The following is a 16,456-nucleotide window of genomic DNA, read 5'->3' as shown; positions in this document are numbered from 1 at the left end:
ATAGCAGCCGTCAGCGTGGTCTTACCATGGTCCACGTGACCGATCGTGCCCACGTTAACGTGGGGCTTGGTACGTTCAAACTTACCCTTGGCCATTTTTGGTCCTTAAAGATTAGGGGTTAAAAAACAGTTCTATTGTAGATCTTACTTGGCCTTGTCGGCGATCACGGCTTCGGCGACGTTGCGCGGAGCTTCAGCGTAGTGCTTGAATTCCATCGTGTACGTGGCACGGCCCTGCGTGAGGGAGCGAAGCTGCGTAGCGTAGCCGAACATTTCAGCCAGCGGCACTTCAGCCTTGATGCTCTTGCCGCCGCCAACGAGGTCGTCCATGCCCTGGATCACACCACGGCGGGAAGAAAGGTCGCCCATGACGTCGCCCATCTTTTCTTCCGGCGTTTCGACTTCGACAGCCATGATCGGCTCGAGAAGAACCGGATCAGCCTTGCGCATACCTTCCTTGAAGGCCATGGAGGCAGCCATCTTGAACGCGTTTTCGTTCGAGTCGACTTCGTGGTAGGAACCGAAGTGGAGCGTGACCTTCACGTCAACAACCGGGTAGCCGGCGAGGACGCCAGCCTTGAGCGTGTCTTCGACACCCTTTTCAACGGCCGGGATGTATTCGCGCGGAACCACGCCGCCCTTGATGGCGTCGACGAATTCGAAGCCCTTGCCGGGTTCGAGCGGTTCGAGCTTGAGCACGACGTGACCGTACTGACCACGGCCGCCGGACTGCTTGGCGAACTTGCATTCGGCGTTTTCAACCACGGAGCGGATCGTTTCACGGTAAGCAACCTGGGGCTTGCCCACGGAGGCTTCGACGTTGAATTCGCGCTTCATGCGGTCGACGAGAATTTCGAGGTGGAGTTCGCCCATACCGGAAATAATCGTCTGGCCGGATTCTTCGTCCGTGCGGACGCGGAAGGACGGGTCTTCCTGAGCAAGACGGTTCAGAGCGAGAGCCATCTTTTCCTGGTCGGCCTTGGTCTTCGGTTCGACAGCCTGGGAAATAACCGGCTCCGGGAATTCCATGCGTTCGAGGATGACCGGAGCGTCGACAGCGCAGAGCGTGTCACCCGTCGTAACGTTCTTCAGGCCCACGGCAGCGGCGATGTCGCCGGCTTCCACGAACTTGATTTCCTTACGTTCGTTGGCGTGCATCTGGAGCAGACGGCCGATACGTTCCTTCTGACCCTTGACGGAGTTCATGACCGTGTCACCGGAGTTCAGAACGCCGGAGTAGACGCGGAGGAAGGTCAGCTGGCCGACGTACGGGTCGGTCATGATCTTGAACGCGAGAGCGGCGAACGGAGCTTCGTCCTTGGCTTCACGGAAGGTCGGCTTTTCGTCGAGGTCGAAACCTTCAACCGGCGGAATGTCGGACGGGGCCGGCAGGAACTGCACGACGGCGTCGAGCATGCGCTGCACGCCCTTGTTCTTGAAGGCGGAACCGCAAAGCATCGGCTGGATTTCGCAGGCGATGGTACGCTGACGAAGACCGGCGATGATGTCCTCTTCGGAGAGTTCGCCGTTTTCGAGGTACTTGTTCATGAGCTCTTCGGAAGCTTCCGCAGCGCTCTCAACCATCTTTTCGTGCCATTCCTGGGCAACGTCAACGAGGTTGGCGGGGATGTCGACGTATTCGAAGGTCATGCCCTGAGACTTCGCATCCCAAATGATGCCCTTCATCTTGATGAGGTCGACAACGCCTTCGAACTGGTCTTCAGCACCGATGGGCACAACGACGGGAACCGGATTGGCATTGAGGCGCTTCTTCATCTGGTCGTAGACCTTGAAGAAGTTGGCACCGGTACGGTCCATCTTGTTCACGAAGGCAAGACGGGGAACGCGGTACTTGTTGGCCTGACGCCAAACGGTTTCGGACTGCGGCTGCACGCCGCCCACGGCGCAGTAGACCATGCAGGCGCCGTCGAGGACGCGCATGGAACGTTCAACTTCAACGGTGAAGTCAACGTGCCCCGGGGTGTCGATGATGTTCAGACGATACGGTTCCCACTGCATTTCCATGCCGCGCCAGAAGGCGGTGGTGGCAGCGGACGTAATCGTGATGCCACGTTCCTGTTCCTGTTCCATCCAGTCCATGGTGGCGGCGCCATCATGCACTTCACCGATCTTGTGGTTGACACCGGTGTAGAACAGAATACGTTCGGACGTGGTGGTCTTGCCCGCGTCAATGTGGGCAGAGATACCGATATTGCGGTAACGCGAAATCGGGGTTTGACGAGCCATTTAAGGTTCCTCACTAGACAAGCTGCATGGAGAGGAAATTCCCCATGCAGCGAACAGGAATTAGAAGCGGAAGTGCGAGAAGGCCTTGTTGGCTTCAGCCATACGATGGACTTCGTCACGCTTCTTCATGGCGCCGCCACGGCCTTCGGCCGCGTCGAGCAGTTCGCCGGCGAGACGCTGCGGCATGGACTTTTCAGAACGCTTCTTGGCAGATTCACGGAGCCAGCGCATGGCGAGGGCCATACGGCGGACAGGACGGACTTCGACCGGAACCTGATAGTTGGCACCACCAACGCGGCGGGACTTGACTTCCACCAGCGGACGGACGTTGTTCAGGGCGGTGGTGAACACTTCCAAGGCGTTCTTGCCGGACTTTTCTTCGATCTGCTGGAGGGCGCCGTAAACGATGCGTTCGGCCACGGCCTTCTTGCCGTCAAGCATGATCACGTTGATGAACTTGGTAATTTCGACGCTGCCGAACTTCGGGTCGGCAAGCACTTCGCGCTTCGGAACTTCGCGACGACGGGGCATTTGATTTCCTCTTTCGTGTCTTCAGTCTATATCCGCCCAGTGAAAAAAAGTAACGAGCGGATAAATTTGATTTAAAGCGATCCCATGGATCGCGACTTACTCGGTTACGCCTTAATTCAAGGCGACAACCGTTTGTCCACGGCGTATCGCCGCGAAAATTAAGCGGCCTTCGGGCGCTTGGCACCGTACTTGGAACGGGCCTGCTTACGATCCTTGACGCCCTGGGTATCCAGAGAGCCGCGGACGATGTGGTAACGAACACCAGGAAGGTCCTTCACACGGCCGCCGCGGATAAGCACGACAGAGTGTTCCTGGAGGTTGTGGCCTTCACCGCCGATGTACGAAATGACTTCGAAACCGTTGGTCAGGCGCACCTTGGCGACCTTACGAAGAGCAGAGTTCGGCTTCTTCGGGGTCGTGGTGTACACACGAGTGCAAACGCCGCGCTTCTGCGGGCAGTTCTTAAGAGCGGGGCTCTTGCTCTTGTCGTGCGTGAGCTCACGGGGCTTGCGAACAAGCTGGTTAATAGTAGGCATAAACGTCCGTCTAAAACTAAAGTTTGGCCTGCACCATGCAGGCTCTGGTTATAAACGCTTCAGGCACCCTATTCTCCCCGAACAGCCTAGGCGCAGAGGCAAAGAGCCGATTCGATGGAGACACTGTCCCTGAAAAGCATGTGATTTTCGACCATAACACCCTTCCCTGTCAAGTGAAGGGGCTTTTTTTGTACTAAAAAGCCCGCCTCCCTTTCAGGAGACGGGCTTTCTGTTCATTTCAGAACTCGGGCGCTATTACTTGGCGCCTTCCTTCTTGGAACCGTCGGCAAACTCTTCGCCAGTGGTCGTCAGCGGCGCATCAAGAGATGCGAACGGATCGACAACGGCGGAGGGCTCGAGGAACGGATCCTCGGTCGTGACCGAAGCGCGGGCGGTCTCAGCTTCCAGGCGTTCGGCCTGTTCGCGAGCCTTGTGAGCCTGATGATAGGCGAGACCCGTACCGGCGGGGATCAGACGGCCGACGATGACGTTTTCCTTCAGACCGCGGAGCTCGTCCTGCTTGCCCATGATGGCGGCTTCCGTAAGGACGCGCGTCGTTTCCTGGAACGAAGCGGCCGAGATGAAGCTGTCCGTGGAAAGCGAGGCCTTCGTAATGCCGAGGAGGACGTTGTCGTAGCTGGCGGGGCGCAGGCCCTGAGCGACGACGCGATCGTTCTCGTCGAGCATTTCGGAGCGTTCGACCTGTTCGCCGGTGATGAAGTGCGTGTCGCCCGGATCGGTGATCTGGACGCGGCGCAGCATCTGGCGGACGATCACTTCAATGTGCTTGTCGTTGATCTTCACACCCTGCAGACGATAAACGTCCTGCACTTCGTCGACGATGTAGCGGGCGAGCTCCTCGATGCCGAGCAGGCGGAGGATGTCGTGCGGATCGACCGGACCGTCAACCACTTCTTCACCCTTCTGAACGACCTGACCATCATGGACAAGAACCGTCTTGTCCTTACTGATCAGCGTTTCGTGGGCGACGCCGTCGTTGCCGGTGATGATCAGGCGCTGCTTGCCCTTCGTTTCCTTGCCAAAGGTCACCGTGCCCGTCACTTCGGCGAGCATGCCGGCATCCTTCGGGCTGCGGGCTTCAAAGAGTTCGGCAACGCGCGGCAGACCGCCGGTAATGTCTCGGGTCTTCTGCGATTCGACCGGGATGCGGGCGAGAACCTCACCCATGCCGATCTGCTGGCCGTCACGGACAACCACGAAGGCGCCGACAGGCAGCTGAATCGTCACGGCATGGTCCGTGCCCGGGATCTTCACTTCATTGCCGTTTTCGTCAATGAGGTGAACCAACGGACGCAGGATGCCGGCGTTCTGGGACTTGCCCTTGCCCTTGGCGGTCGTGGTGGAGCGCTTCGGGTCAATGACGACGAGGCTGGAAAGGCCCGTCACTTCGTCGACCTGATTCATCACGGTCACGTTTTCAACGACGTTTTCGAACTTAATCGTACCGGCGTATTCCGTGATAATCGGACGCGTCATCGGATCCCAGTTGGCGAGCATCTGGCCGGCCTTGATTTCCTGGTCGGGCATCACGAGCAACGTGGCGCCGTACGGAACCTTGTGGCGTTCGCGTTCGCGGCCGTTTTCCGTAATGACGATTTCGCCGGAACGGGAAATGACGACCAGTTCGCCCTTGGCGGAGCGGACGTAGCGCATGGCCGGGGAGTAGCTCACGACACCGGAGGACTTGGCTTCGACGCTGGAGGCCACGGCGGCACGGGAAGCGGCACCACCGATATGGAACGTACGCATCGTCAGCTGGGTACCCGGTTCACCGATGGACTGGGCGGCGATCACGCCGACGGATTCACCGGCATTGACGATCGAGCCGCGGCCGAGGTCGCGGCCGTAGCACTTGGCGCAAAGGCCGTAGCGCGTTTCGCAGGTGAGCGGCGTACGGACCTTGACCATGTCGATCGCGAGCTTTTCGATCAGATCGCAGCAGTCTTCGTCGATCAGCGTGCCGGCGGCAATGACCACTTCGCCGTCGTCGGGGTTGACGACGTCGGTGGCGGTCACGCGGCCGAGGACGCGGTCACGGAGAGCCTGAATGACTTCACCGCCTTCGACCAGAGCGCGCATTTCAACGCCGTTGGTCGTGCCGCAGTCGTCTTCCGTCACCACGAGGTCCTGCGTCACGTCGACGAGACGACGCGTCAGGTAACCGGAGTTAGCGGTCTTCAGAGCCGTGTCGGCCAGACCCTTACGGGCACCGTGGGTCGAAATGAAGTACTGCAGAACGTTCAAGCCTTCACGGAAGTTCGCGGTAATCGGCGTTTCAATAATGGAGCCGTCCGGCTTGGCCATCAGGCCGCGCATGCCGGCGAGCTGGCGAATCTGGGCTGCGGAACCACGAGCACCGGAGTCGGCCATCATGTAGACGCTGTTGAACGATTCCTGACGAACCTTCTTGCCGTGACGGTCGATCGTCGGTTCGGTGGAGAGCTCGGTCATCATCACCTTGCCCACCTGGTCGGCCGTGCGGCCCCAGATGTCCACCACCTTGTTGTAGCGTTCACCCTGGGTCACGAGACCGGACGTGTACTGGGCTTCGATTTCCTTGACTTCCTGTTCGGCGTCATGGACGAGCTTTTCCTTCTGAGCGGGGACGGCCATGTCACCCACGCAGATGGAGATGCCGGCGCGCGTCGACAGACGGTAGCCGTTGTCCTTGAGCTTGTCGGCGAACATGACCGTCGCGCGCAGGCCGCACTTGCGGAAGCAGCGGTTGATCAGCTTGGCGATCTCCTTCTTCTTCAAGGTGATGTTGAGTTCTTTGAAGCTCATGCCTTCCGGCAGGATTTCGGAGAGGAGAGCGCGGCCGACGGTGGTTTCGTAACGAACCATGCGCGGGGTCTTTTCACCCGTTTCCTTGTTGACGTCGTATTCGCGGATACGGACCGTGCAGCGGGTCTGGAGTTCGACAACCTTGTTGTCCCAGGCGCGCTGAACTTCGGCGACGTCGGCAAAGAACATGCCCTCGCCTTTGCCGTTGATCTTTTCACGCGTAGCGTAGTAGAGACCGAGCACCATGTCCTGAGACGGCACGATCGACGGATCGCCGTTGGCCGGGAACAGGACGTTGTTGGAGGCCATCATCAGCGAGCGGGCTTCAAGCTGGGCTTCGAGCGAGAGCGGCACGTGAACGGCCATCTGGTCACCGTCGAAGTCGGCATTGAAGGCGGCGCAGACGAGCGGATGCAGCTGGAGGGCCTTGCCTTCGATCAGCTTGGGCTCGAACGCCTGAATGCCGAGACGGTGCAGCGTCGGAGCACGGTTGAGCATGACCGGGTGTTCGTAGATCACCTCTTCGAGGATGTCCCAGACGACAGGATCCTGGTTCTCAACCATCTTCTTGGCAGCCTTCGGCGTCACGGCGAGACCGCGGAGCACGAGCTTGTTGAAGATGAACGGCTTGAAGAGCTCGAGAGCCATGAGCTTCGGCAGACCGCACTGGTGCAGACGGAGTTCAGGACCCACCGTAATAACGGAACGGCCGGAGTAGTCCACGCGCTTGCCGAGCAGGTTCTGACGGAAGCGGCCGCTCTTGCCCTTGATCATGTCGGCGAGGGACTTGAGCGGGCGCTTGTTGGCACCGGTCATCGCCTTGCCGCGGCGGCCGTTGTCGAGCAGAGAGTCGACGGCTTCCTGCAACATGCGCTTTTCGTTGCGCACGATGATGTCCGGAGCCTTGATCTCGAGGAGGCGCTTCAGACGGTTGTTACGGTTGATGACGCGGCGGTACAGGTCGTTCAGGTCGGACGTCGCGAAGCGGCCGCCGTCAAGGGCGACGAGCGGACGCAGGTCCGGCGGAAGAACCGGGAGGACCGTCATGATCATCCATTCGGGCTTGATGCCGGAGCGCTGGAAGCCTTCAAGCACCTTGAGGCGCTTGGCGAACTTCTTGATCTTGGCTTCGGAGCTCGTCTCGCGGAGCTCGGTGCGCAGACGTTCGACTTCCTGATCGATGTCGATCGTGCGCAGGAGCTCGCCGATGGCTTCAGCGCCCATCATGGCGACGAAGTCGTCACCGAATTCGGTCGTGGCGGCAATGAAGTCCTCTTCGCTGAGCAGCTGGCCACGCTCGAGCGTGGAAAGGCCCGGATCAACGACGATGTAGGCTTCGAAGTACAGCACGCGCTCGATGTCGCGCAGCGGGATGTCGAGCACCATGCCCATACGGCTCGGAAGGCTCTTGAGGAACCAGATGTGAGCGACAGGGCTGGCGAGGTCGATGTGACCCATGCGTTCGCGGCGAACCTTGGCGAGCGTGACTTCAACGCCACACTTTTCGCAGATCACGCCGCGATTCTTGAGGCGCTTGTACTTGCCGCAAAGGCACTCATAATCCTTCACCGGGCCAAAGATCTTGGCACAGAAAAGACCGTCGCGTTCCGGCTTCTGGGTACGATAGTTAATCGTCTCAGGCTTCTTGACTTCACCGTAGGACCAGGAGTGGATCTTTTCGGGACTGGCAAGTCCGATGCGGATCGCGTCGAAATGATCTTCCGACTGGACCTGGTTGAAGATATCGTTAAGCGGCATTCTCATCGCTTAATTTCCCCTTAGTTCTTGACGAGGTCGATGTCGATACCCAACGACCGGATTTCCTTGACCAACACGTTGAAGGATTCGGGCATGCCCGCTTCAATCTTGTGGTCACCCTTGACGATGTTTTCGTAAACCTTGGTACGACCGTTAACGTCGTCAGACTTGACAGTAAGCATTTCCTGCAGCACGTAGGAGGCGCCGTAGGCTTCGAGGGCCCAGACTTCCATTTCACCGAAGCGCTGGCCGCCGAACTGCGCCTTGCCGCCGAGCGGCTGCTGGGTGACGAGGGAGTACGGACCCGTGGAACGGGCATGCATCTTGTCGTCGACCAGGTGGTGCAGCTTCAGATAGTGCATGAAGCCAACCGTGACGGGGCGCTCGAACGCTTCACCGGTGCGGCCGTCATAGAGGCGGGCCTGCGTCTTGGCGGGCGTGAGCTGCAGACGGGCGGCTTCGTCGTCCGGGAAGGCGAGGTCGAGCATCATGCGGACCTGTTCTTCCGTGGCACCGTCGAACACCGGCGTGGCAAACGGAACGCCATTGCGCAGATTGCGCGCCATGGCCATCAGCTCGTCGTCGGTAAGGCTGTCGAGATCTTCCTTCTTGCCCGTGCGGTTGTACACCTCGTTCAGGAAGGCGCGGATCTGGCGGACCTGTTCGGTCTTGAGCATTTCCTCAATGCGCCAGCCGAGACCCTTGGCAGCCCAGCCGAGATGCACTTCAAGCACCTGACCGATGTTCATACGGGACGGCACGCCGAGCGGGTTCAGAACGATGTCGGCGGGACGACCGTCGGCCATGTACGGCATGTCTTCAACCGGGCAGATCTTGGAGACCACACCCTTGTTACCGTGACGGCCGGCCATCTTGTCGCCAGGCTGCAGACGACGGCGTTCGGCGATGTACACCTTGACCATCTTGAGCACGCCCGGGGGCAGTTCGTCGCCGCGGGTGAGCTTGTCCTTCTTCGTGGCGTACTTGCGGTCGTTCTGTTCACGCGTGTCCTGAATGGCGCGCATCGTCAGATCGATGATGTGCTGGGCACCCTCTTCCTCCATGCGGAGGTTGAAGAGATCGTAGCCGGGAACGGCCTCGAGCATTTCCATCGTGAGCGCAACGCCCGGCTTGAAGGCGTCGGGGCCGCCGGCAACCTTGTGGCCGACGAGCTGACGACGCAGACGGTCGAACGCGTCGCGTTCAACAATGCGCAGCTGGTCGTCCAGGTCGCGGCGATAGCGCTTGAGGGCGTCCTCGATGATGCTTTCGGCACGCTTGTCGCGCTTGACGCCGTCACGCGTGAAGACCTGAACGTCGATCACGGTGCCGGTCATGCCAGACGGAACGCGCAGCGAGGTATCCTTGACGTCGGAGGCCTTCTCACCGAAGATCACGCGCAGGAGCTTTTCTTCCGGCGTGAGCTGGGTTTCGCCCTTCGGCGTGACCTTGCCGACAAGCACGTCGCCGGCCTTCACTTCAGCACCGATGAACACGATGCCAGAGTCGTCGAGACGGGACAGCTGGTTTTCGGACAGGTTCGAGATGTCGCGCGTGATTTCCTCAGCGCCGAGCTTCGTGTCGCGGGCGACGACGGAGAGCTCCTCGATGTGGATCGAGGTGTAGCGATCGTCGGCAACCACGCGTTCGGAGATGAGCACCGAGTCTTCGTAGTTGTAGCCGTTCCACGGCATGAACGCGATCAGCATGTTCTGGCCGAGGGCGAGTTCGCCGGTGTCAGTGGAGGCACCGTCGGCGAGCACGTCGCCGACCGCAACCCGGTCACCCTTGACAACGATCGGACGCTGGTTGATGTTCGTGGACTGGTTGGAACGCGTGAACTTCTGCAGGTTGTAGATGTCCACACCGGTTTCGCCGGCGATGCTTTCCTCGTCGTTCACACGGATCACCACGCGGTTCGCGTCGACATAGTCGACGACGCCGCCGCGGCGAGCCTGAACGGCAGTCTTGGAGTCAACGGCAACCGTGCGCTCGATGCCGGTACCCACGACCGGCTTTTCCGGACGGAGGCAGGGCACGCCCTGACGCTGCATGTTCGAACCCATCAGAGCACGGTTCGCGTCGTCGTGTTCCAGGAACGGAATCAAAGCGGCGGCGCAGGAGACGATCTGAGACGGGGCCACGTCCATGTACTGGATGCGGTCCGGGCTGGCGAGAACCGTTTCGCCGTTGTCACGGGCGGAAACGAGTTCCTGCGTCAGACGGCCGTTCTCGTCCATCTCGGCGTTGGCCTGAGCGATGATGTAGCGGCCTTCCTCAATGGCGGACAGGTAGGAGATTTCCTGCGTCGCGACGCCGTCGACCACCTTGCGGTACGGCGTTTCAAGGAAGCCGTATTCGTTGAGGCGGGCGTAAAGGGCGAGCGAGTTGATAAGACCGATGTTCGGACCTTCAGGCGTTTCAATTGGGCAGACGCGACCGTAGTGGGTCGGATGCACGTCTCGGACTTCGAAGCCGGCGCGTTCGCGAGTCAGACCACCCGGGCCAAGGGCAGAAATACGGCGCTTGTGAGTGATTTCCGACAGCGGGTTCGTCTGGTCCATGAACTGGGACAGCTGGCTCGAGCCGAAGAACTCGCGGATGGCGGCGCTGATCGGCTTGGAGTTGATCAGATCCTGCGGCGTGAGGCCATCGCTTTCAGCCTGGTTGAGTCGTTCCTTGACAGCTCGCTCAACGCGCACGAGGCCGGAGCGGAACTGGTTTTCGGCGAGTTCGCCGACACAGCGGACACGACGGTTGCCCAGGTGGTCGATGTCGTCGACGCCGTTGACCACGCAGGTGCGGGCCACGCCGTCGGCATCAAAGAGCTCGACGGTGTCCTGACCGTTGCGCAGGGCAACGAGGACGGCCATCGTGTCGATGATGTCTTCGCGGGTAAGCGTCATGGAGCCCGTAGCGCCTTCACGGCCGAAACGGGCATTGACCTTCATGCGGCCGACGCGGGACAGATCGTACGCTTCGGCATCGAAGAAGAGACGGTTGAACAGAGCCTCGACAGCGTCTTCCGTGGGCGGTTCGCCCGGACGCATCATGCGGTAGATCGCGACGCGTGCGGCGAGCTGATCCGGCGTGTCGTCCAGACGAAGCGTGGACGAGATGTAGGAACCGTGGTCGAGTTCGTTCGTGAAGATCGTGAAGATCGTCTTGATCTTGGCGACGCGGAGCTGGGAAAGAAGATCGGGCGTGATTTCGTCGTTGCAGTTGGCAATGACTTCACCTGTTTCCTCGTCAACGATGTTCTTGCCGAGAACGCGGCCGAGAACATATTCGTCGGGAACGGGAATGCTCGTCACGCCGGCCTTCGTCAGGTCGCGGATGTGCTTGGCGGTGATGCGCTTGTCGGCGGGCACCACTTCCTTGCCGTCGGCAATGATCGGGAAGCTGACGGTCTGGCCCTTCAGGCGTTCGGGAACGAACGGAAGGGAGGCGCCGTTGGCGTTGATCGTGATTTCGTCGAACGTGAAGAAGCGCGCAAGGATGTCTTCCGGCGTCAGGCCGAGGGCCTTGAGCAGAATCGTGCCGGGCATCTTGCGGCGGCGGTCGACGCGGAAGTACAGGATGTCCTTGGCGTCGAATTCGAAGTCAAGCCAGGAGCCGCGGTAAGGAATCACGCGAGCCGAGAAGAGCAGCTTGCCGGAGGAGTGCGTCTTGCCCTTGTCATGTTCAAAGAAAATGCCGGGCGAACGGTGCAGCTGGCTGACGATGACGCGTTCCGTGCCGTTGATGATGAACGAGCCCTTCTCCGTCATGAGCGGGATTTCGCCCATGTAGACGTCATTTTCGCGAATTTCCTTCAGCGTCTCGGGCTTGGCGGCATCGCGGTCAAAGATTTCCAGCTGGATCTTGGCGCGAAGACGGCTGCAGAACGTCAGGCCGCGGAGCTGGCACTCGGCGACGTCGAATTCCGGTTCAGCAAGCTCGTAATCGACGAAGCGAAGACGTGCGTAACCGTTGTGGCTGGTAATCGGGAAGATGGAAGTAAACGCTGCCTGCAAACCGTATTCGGTATTGCGCTTGTTCGGGGCAACGTCCGCCTGCAGAAATTCTTCGTAGGAACGAAGCTGAGTATCAAGCAGGGAAGGCACTTCAAGGACGCTCGGGCGAGAGGCAAAGCTCTTGCGGATGCGCTTCTTTTCAGTGAACGAGTACGACATGGACACTCCGTTCGACATTGAGGGATGAACCAAAAATTGATGAACGCAAACTCTATGGACGCCAAAAGCCGCTCGGGAAGCACAACCTGTCGGTTGAACCCGCGCGGCGGATATGGGGATATTTCAAGTTAAGCGGTTCATCAAAGAAGAAAGACTTTGAACTCCATTCTCCATCCTGGGAGAACATAGTTCAAAGTCTCCCTTTCGGGAGACTCTGAAAAACAAAGCGAGCGACTTTAATTGTGCTCGCTTTGTTCAGTCAAATCAAGTAAAAATTACTTGAGAGCGACCTTGGCGCCGGCTTCTTCGAGCTTCTTGGCAGCAGCTTCGGCGTCAGCCTTCGGGAGGCCTTCCTTGACAGCCTTCGGAGCGCCTTCGACGAGGTCCTTGGCTTCCTTGAGGCCGAGGCCGGTCATTTCGCGAACGACCTTGATGACGGCGATCTTGTTGGAACCGGCGGATTCGAGAACGACGTCGAATTCCGTCTTTTCTTCAGCAGCGGCGGCAGCGCCAGCGGCCGGGGCGGCAACGGCGACAGCAGCGGCAGCAGCGGAAACGCCGAACTTTTCTTCCATCATCTTGATGAGTTCGGAGATTTCGAGAACGGTCTTGGAAGCGATCGCTTCGAGGATTTCTTCATTGGTAAGGGCCATTTTATAGCTCCGTATTACGTAGTGTTTTGTTTAAAAAAAGTTTAGGTTAGGCAGCAGCCTGTTCCTTGGCATCGCGCACGGCAGCCACGGTACGCACAAAGCGGGCCGGGACTTCGTTGATGGTGCGGACGAACTTGGCGATAGGTTCGTTCATCGTAGCCATCAACTTGGCAAGGAGTTCTTCACGGCTCGGCATCGTAGCGAGCTGCTTGACGGCTTCAACATCCATGACGGTGTTGGCCATCGCGCCGCCCTTGATAACGAGCTTGTCGTTGTCCTTGGCGAAATTGACGAGAACCTTGGCGGCAGCAACCGGGTCGGCGGAGAAGCCGTAGACGAGCGGACCAACGAACTGGTCAGCGAGTCCGGCAAATTCCGTACCTTCGACGGCGCGGCGAACCAACGTGTTCTTGACAACACGCAACGTCACATTGTTCTTACGTGCTTCAGCACGAAGCTTCGTGACGGCCTCAACGCTCAGCCCACGGTATTCGGCGATGACGATCGAGGAAGAGTTGGCAACGATGCCAGCGACTTCTTCAATGACAGCAGCCTTATCTTGACGATTAAGACCCATGGTCTGGCTCCACTCAGAGGTGTCCCCTTGCGAGGACACCGGTTTTCAAATAACCGGCATACTTCTGAGAGTTTTGGCTGATTTTTTACACAAGCACACGAGCTTGTGGTCTGAAACACAACGCAATATCTCTCTTCGGTTTACCGTCTGCGCTGGACGACTTGGCGGTCATCCCACTGCCGTGAAAGCATCGGCAGTGAAGTTCACAAGCCCATTAAAAAGCGCCGGTGTCAATCTCTTCGTTGCTTTCAGAGAATTGTTGACCTTTGCTTCTCCAGCGGTCTTTGACAGCGACGGGCCCGATTGCTCGGCCCCGTCACCCAAAGCCCTTGAGACCTCACGGTCTCGAGAAAAGATTTCTCTTTTCCGGTCTCGCCGCTTTCGCAGCGTCCTGATCAGGTTGCCCTGACCAACGGAGGACCGACCCCGTTATGTTTGGTTCATTAGTTGTTGATAGAACCGATATCAACGCGAACACCGATGCCCATCGTGGAGGAGACGGCAACCTTGCGGAGGTACTGGCCCTTCGAGGAAGCCGGCTTCAGCTTGTTGAGCTGGTCGATGAGAGCCACCAGGTTCTTCTGGAGGCGGTCAGCCGTGAAGGAGGCACGACCGATCGGGGCGTGGATGATACCAGCCTTGTCGGCGCGGAACTGGACCTGACCGGCCTTGGCGTTCTTGACAGCCTGGGCAACGTTCGGGGTGACAGTACCGACCTTCGGGTTCGGCATCAGGCCGCGCGGGCCGAGGATCTGGCCGAGCTGGCCGACAACGCGCATCGCATCCGGGGAGGCGATGACGACGTCGAAGTCGAGCTCACCGGCCTTGACCTTGGCGGCGAGGTCGTCGAAACCGACGATATCGGCGCCGGCGGCAAGAGCTTCTTCAGCCTTGGCGCCCTGGGTGAACACGGCAACGCGAACGGTCTTGCCCGTGCCTTCCGGCATCACGACAGCGCCGCGGACGGCCTGGTCGGACTTGCGCGGATCGATGCCGAGCTGGACGGCCACGTCGACAGATTCGTCGAACTTGGCAACAGCCGTTTCCTTGATGAGTTCGAGAGCTTCAACAGCGGTGTAAAGCTTGTTGGCTTCGACCTTGGCGTTGAGAGCCTTCATGCGCTTGCAAAGCTTAGCCATTACAGACCCTCCACAATGATGCCCATGGAACGAGCGGAACCAGCGATCGTACGAACAGCAGCGTCGATGTCGGCAGCGGTAAGGTCCGGAGCCTTCGTCTTGGCGATTTCTTCAGCCTGAGCGCGCGTGATCTTGGCGACCTTTTCCGTGTTCGGACGGGAAGAACCCTTCTGGATCTTGGCAGCCTTCTTGATCAGGATCGTGGCCGGCGGGGTCTTCATGATGAACGTGAAGCTCTTGTCGGCGTACGCGGTGATGACGACCGGGATCGGAAGACCAGCTTCCATGCCCTGCGTCTTAGCGTTAAAGGCCTTGCAGAACTCCATGATGTTCAGACCGCGCTGACCGAGAGCCGGACCGATAGGAGGCGAGGGGTTGGCCTTACCAGCCGGCACCTGCAGCTTGATAAAGCCGATGATCTTCTTAGCCATCGTTAAATTTCCTTATGGGTTCATGCGCTCAATTGCTTGAGCTCCCCATGTATGTGTGAGAAAGGCGTGCACTATACCACCGAAAAAATCGGTGTGCAAGCGACACGCCAGAATTTTTTTAGATTTTTTCGACTTCGTTGAAGTCGAGGTCCACCAGCGTTTCGCGGCTGAAAATGGACACGAAGACCTGGAGACGGCTCTTGTCGTAGTCGACGGCCTCGATGCGGCCGTTGAAGTCCTTGAACGGGCCGTTCTTGACGCGGATCTCCTCGCCGATCTCGAATTCGATCTTGGGACGCGGCTTCTCGGAGCCCTGCTCCATCTGAGCCATGATGGAGGCCACTTCAGCCTCGGAAAGCACCACGGGGTTGTTGTTGCCGAGGAACTCAATGACGCGTGGGGTGGAGTTGACGAGATGCCACGTAGCGTCGTTCATCACCATTTCGATGAAGACGTAGCCGGGGTACATGCGGCGCTCGCTAGTGTACTTGCGACCGTTGCGGACTTCCTGAACGCGTTCAACGGGCAGGAGAACCTGACCGAAGCTTTCGCGCAGGTCGCTGCGGCCAATACGCTCCTCGAGAGCCTTCTTCACGCTCTTCTCCATGGAAGAGTAGACGTGAATCGTGTACCACTTCATGCCGTTATCGCTCATGACTCAACCTCACATTAAAGAGAAAGACGGAGCAGGCCGTCGTAGAGACCCCACTCAATCAGCTTGTCGCAAAGGAAAAGGAAGATCGCGATCACTACGACGAAGGCCATGACGAGGCCCGTCGTGTTGAGCGTTTCCTTGCGAGTCGGCCAGACGACGCGGCGCAGTTCTTCCCAGGACTGGCGGCCGTAGTTCAGAAGGCGCTTGCCGGAGGGGCTGAACCAAGCGAGCACGACGCCGGCAACCAGACCGCCGAAGAGCGCGCCGAGACGGACGGCGAGCGTCTGGGACGTCAGGAGGGAAAAGGCAATAACGCCGGCAACGGCACACAGGACGGCGAGCGTCACCAGCACGATGTCCGACTTGCTGGTTGCGGGTTCAACGTTTTGATTGTTCATATTCATTCCTGCCAACACGCTGCGACCTGTTCAGCGGCGCGCCGACGAAAAGTAAAAGAAATGCAAGCTTGCTATTTTAGCGGGAACCGAAGCCATATAGGCGAAAAATTCCCGACTTTCTGCGCTTTCAGATTCCGCAGATAGATAAAAGTCAAGCCGCGATCACAGATCGCGGCTTGACTTCTTTTTTGGCAGGGGCAGAAGGAATCGAACCCTCAACCTACGGTTTTGGAGACCGTCGCTCTGCCGATTGAGCTATACCCCTTTTCGCGCGGCCGGCCCTTTCAGGTCAGCCGCCAATTCTTTTCAGAATTATTCGATGACGGCAGCAACCACGCCAGCGCCGACGGTGTGACCGCCTTCGCGGATGGCGAAGCGGAGACCCTGTTCCATGGCGATCGGGCAGATGAGCTTGACGGTCATCTGGATGTTGTCGCCAGGCATGACCATTTCAACGCCTTCCGGCAGTTCGATCGTGCCCGTAACGTCCGTCGTACGGAAGTAGAACTGCGGACGATAGCCCTTGAAGAACGGGGTGTGACGGCCGCCTTC

At 59.0% G+C, this 16,456-nt stretch carries 12 protein-coding genes, 1 tRNA gene and 1 pseudogene; all 14 read right to left on the bottom strand.

Annotated features, from left to right (window positions below; translation table 11 throughout):
- A partial coding sequence (locus tag HMPREF9465_RS03800; protein ID WP_005434227.1) for a GTP-binding protein occupies positions 1 to 95 on the bottom strand: 95 nt, incomplete at its 3' end.
- A 48-nt stretch (positions 96 to 143) separates the two neighbouring features.
- Positions 144 to 2,246: an elongation factor G gene (fusA, locus tag HMPREF9465_RS03795; RefSeq protein WP_005434252.1), complete on the bottom strand. Its 2,103-nt coding sequence runs from the start codon at positions 2,244 to 2,246 to the stop codon at positions 144 to 146.
- 60 nt (positions 2,247 to 2,306) lie between these two features.
- Positions 2,307 to 2,777 (bottom strand): 30S ribosomal protein S7, encoded by a 471-nt coding sequence (rpsG, locus tag HMPREF9465_RS03790; protein ID WP_005434249.1) that lies wholly within the window; start codon positions 2,775 to 2,777, stop codon positions 2,307 to 2,309.
- A gap of 158 nt (positions 2,778 to 2,935) precedes the next feature.
- Complete coding sequence (rpsL, locus tag HMPREF9465_RS03785; RefSeq protein ID WP_005434247.1) at positions 2,936 to 3,313, bottom strand: 30S ribosomal protein S12; 378 nt, start codon at positions 3,311 to 3,313, stop codon at positions 2,936 to 2,938.
- 255 nt (positions 3,314 to 3,568) lie between these two features.
- Positions 3,569 to 7,882 (bottom strand): DNA-directed RNA polymerase subunit beta', encoded by a 4,314-nt coding sequence (gene rpoC / locus HMPREF9465_RS03780; protein WP_005434245.1) that lies wholly within the window; start codon positions 7,880 to 7,882, stop codon positions 3,569 to 3,571.
- Positions 7,883 to 7,896: 14 nt separating this feature from the next.
- Positions 7,897 to 12,051, bottom strand: a complete 4,155-nt coding sequence (gene rpoB, locus HMPREF9465_RS03775) for a DNA-directed RNA polymerase subunit beta (protein WP_005434238.1) — start codon at positions 12,049 to 12,051, stop codon at positions 7,897 to 7,899.
- A 275-nt stretch (positions 12,052 to 12,326) separates the two neighbouring features.
- Positions 12,327 to 12,704, bottom strand: a complete 378-nt coding sequence (gene rplL, locus HMPREF9465_RS03770) for a 50S ribosomal protein L7/L12 (RefSeq protein ID WP_005434236.1) — start codon at positions 12,702 to 12,704, stop codon at positions 12,327 to 12,329.
- Positions 12,705 to 12,750: 46 nt separating this feature from the next.
- Positions 12,751 to 13,281 carry a 50S ribosomal protein L10 gene (rplJ, locus tag HMPREF9465_RS03765; protein WP_005434234.1) on the bottom strand — a complete coding sequence of 177 codons (531 nt, stop codon included), beginning with the start codon at positions 13,279 to 13,281 and terminating at the stop codon, positions 12,751 to 12,753.
- Between the two features lie 443 nt (positions 13,282 to 13,724).
- Positions 13,725 to 14,420 (bottom strand): 50S ribosomal protein L1, encoded by a 696-nt coding sequence (gene rplA, locus HMPREF9465_RS03760; protein WP_005434232.1) that lies wholly within the window; start codon positions 14,418 to 14,420, stop codon positions 13,725 to 13,727.
- Positions 14,420 to 14,851, bottom strand: a complete 432-nt coding sequence (rplK, locus tag HMPREF9465_RS03755) for a 50S ribosomal protein L11 (RefSeq protein WP_005434231.1) — start codon at positions 14,849 to 14,851, stop codon at positions 14,420 to 14,422. Before rplK ends, rplA begins: the two co-directional genes overlap by 1 nt.
- A 118-nt stretch (positions 14,852 to 14,969) precedes the next feature.
- On the bottom strand, positions 14,970 to 15,506 hold the full coding sequence (nusG, locus tag HMPREF9465_RS03750) for a transcription termination/antitermination protein NusG (protein ID WP_005434230.1): 537 nt from the start codon (positions 15,504 to 15,506) through the stop codon (positions 14,970 to 14,972).
- Positions 15,507 to 15,520: 14 nt separating this feature from the next.
- Positions 15,521 to 15,904 carry a preprotein translocase subunit SecE gene (gene secE, locus HMPREF9465_RS03745; RefSeq protein ID WP_005434229.1) on the bottom strand — a complete coding sequence of 128 codons (384 nt, stop codon included), beginning with the start codon at positions 15,902 to 15,904 and terminating at the stop codon, positions 15,521 to 15,523.
- Positions 15,905 to 16,093: 189 nt separating this feature from the next.
- Positions 16,094 to 16,169 (bottom strand) — tRNA-Trp (locus HMPREF9465_RS03740).
- 47 nt (positions 16,170 to 16,216) lie between these two features.
- Positions 16,217 to 16,456, bottom strand: a pseudogene (gene tuf, locus HMPREF9465_RS03735) (elongation factor Tu); the annotation flags it as partial.

The organism is Sutterella wadsworthensis 2_1_59BFAA (genome assembly GCF_000297775.1).
Classification (GTDB): domain Bacteria; phylum Pseudomonadota; class Gammaproteobacteria; order Burkholderiales; family Burkholderiaceae_F; genus Sutterella; species Sutterella wadsworthensis_A.
The sequence above is the reverse complement of the archived record's forward strand: the minus strand, read 5'-3'. Positions and strand labels throughout refer to the sequence as shown.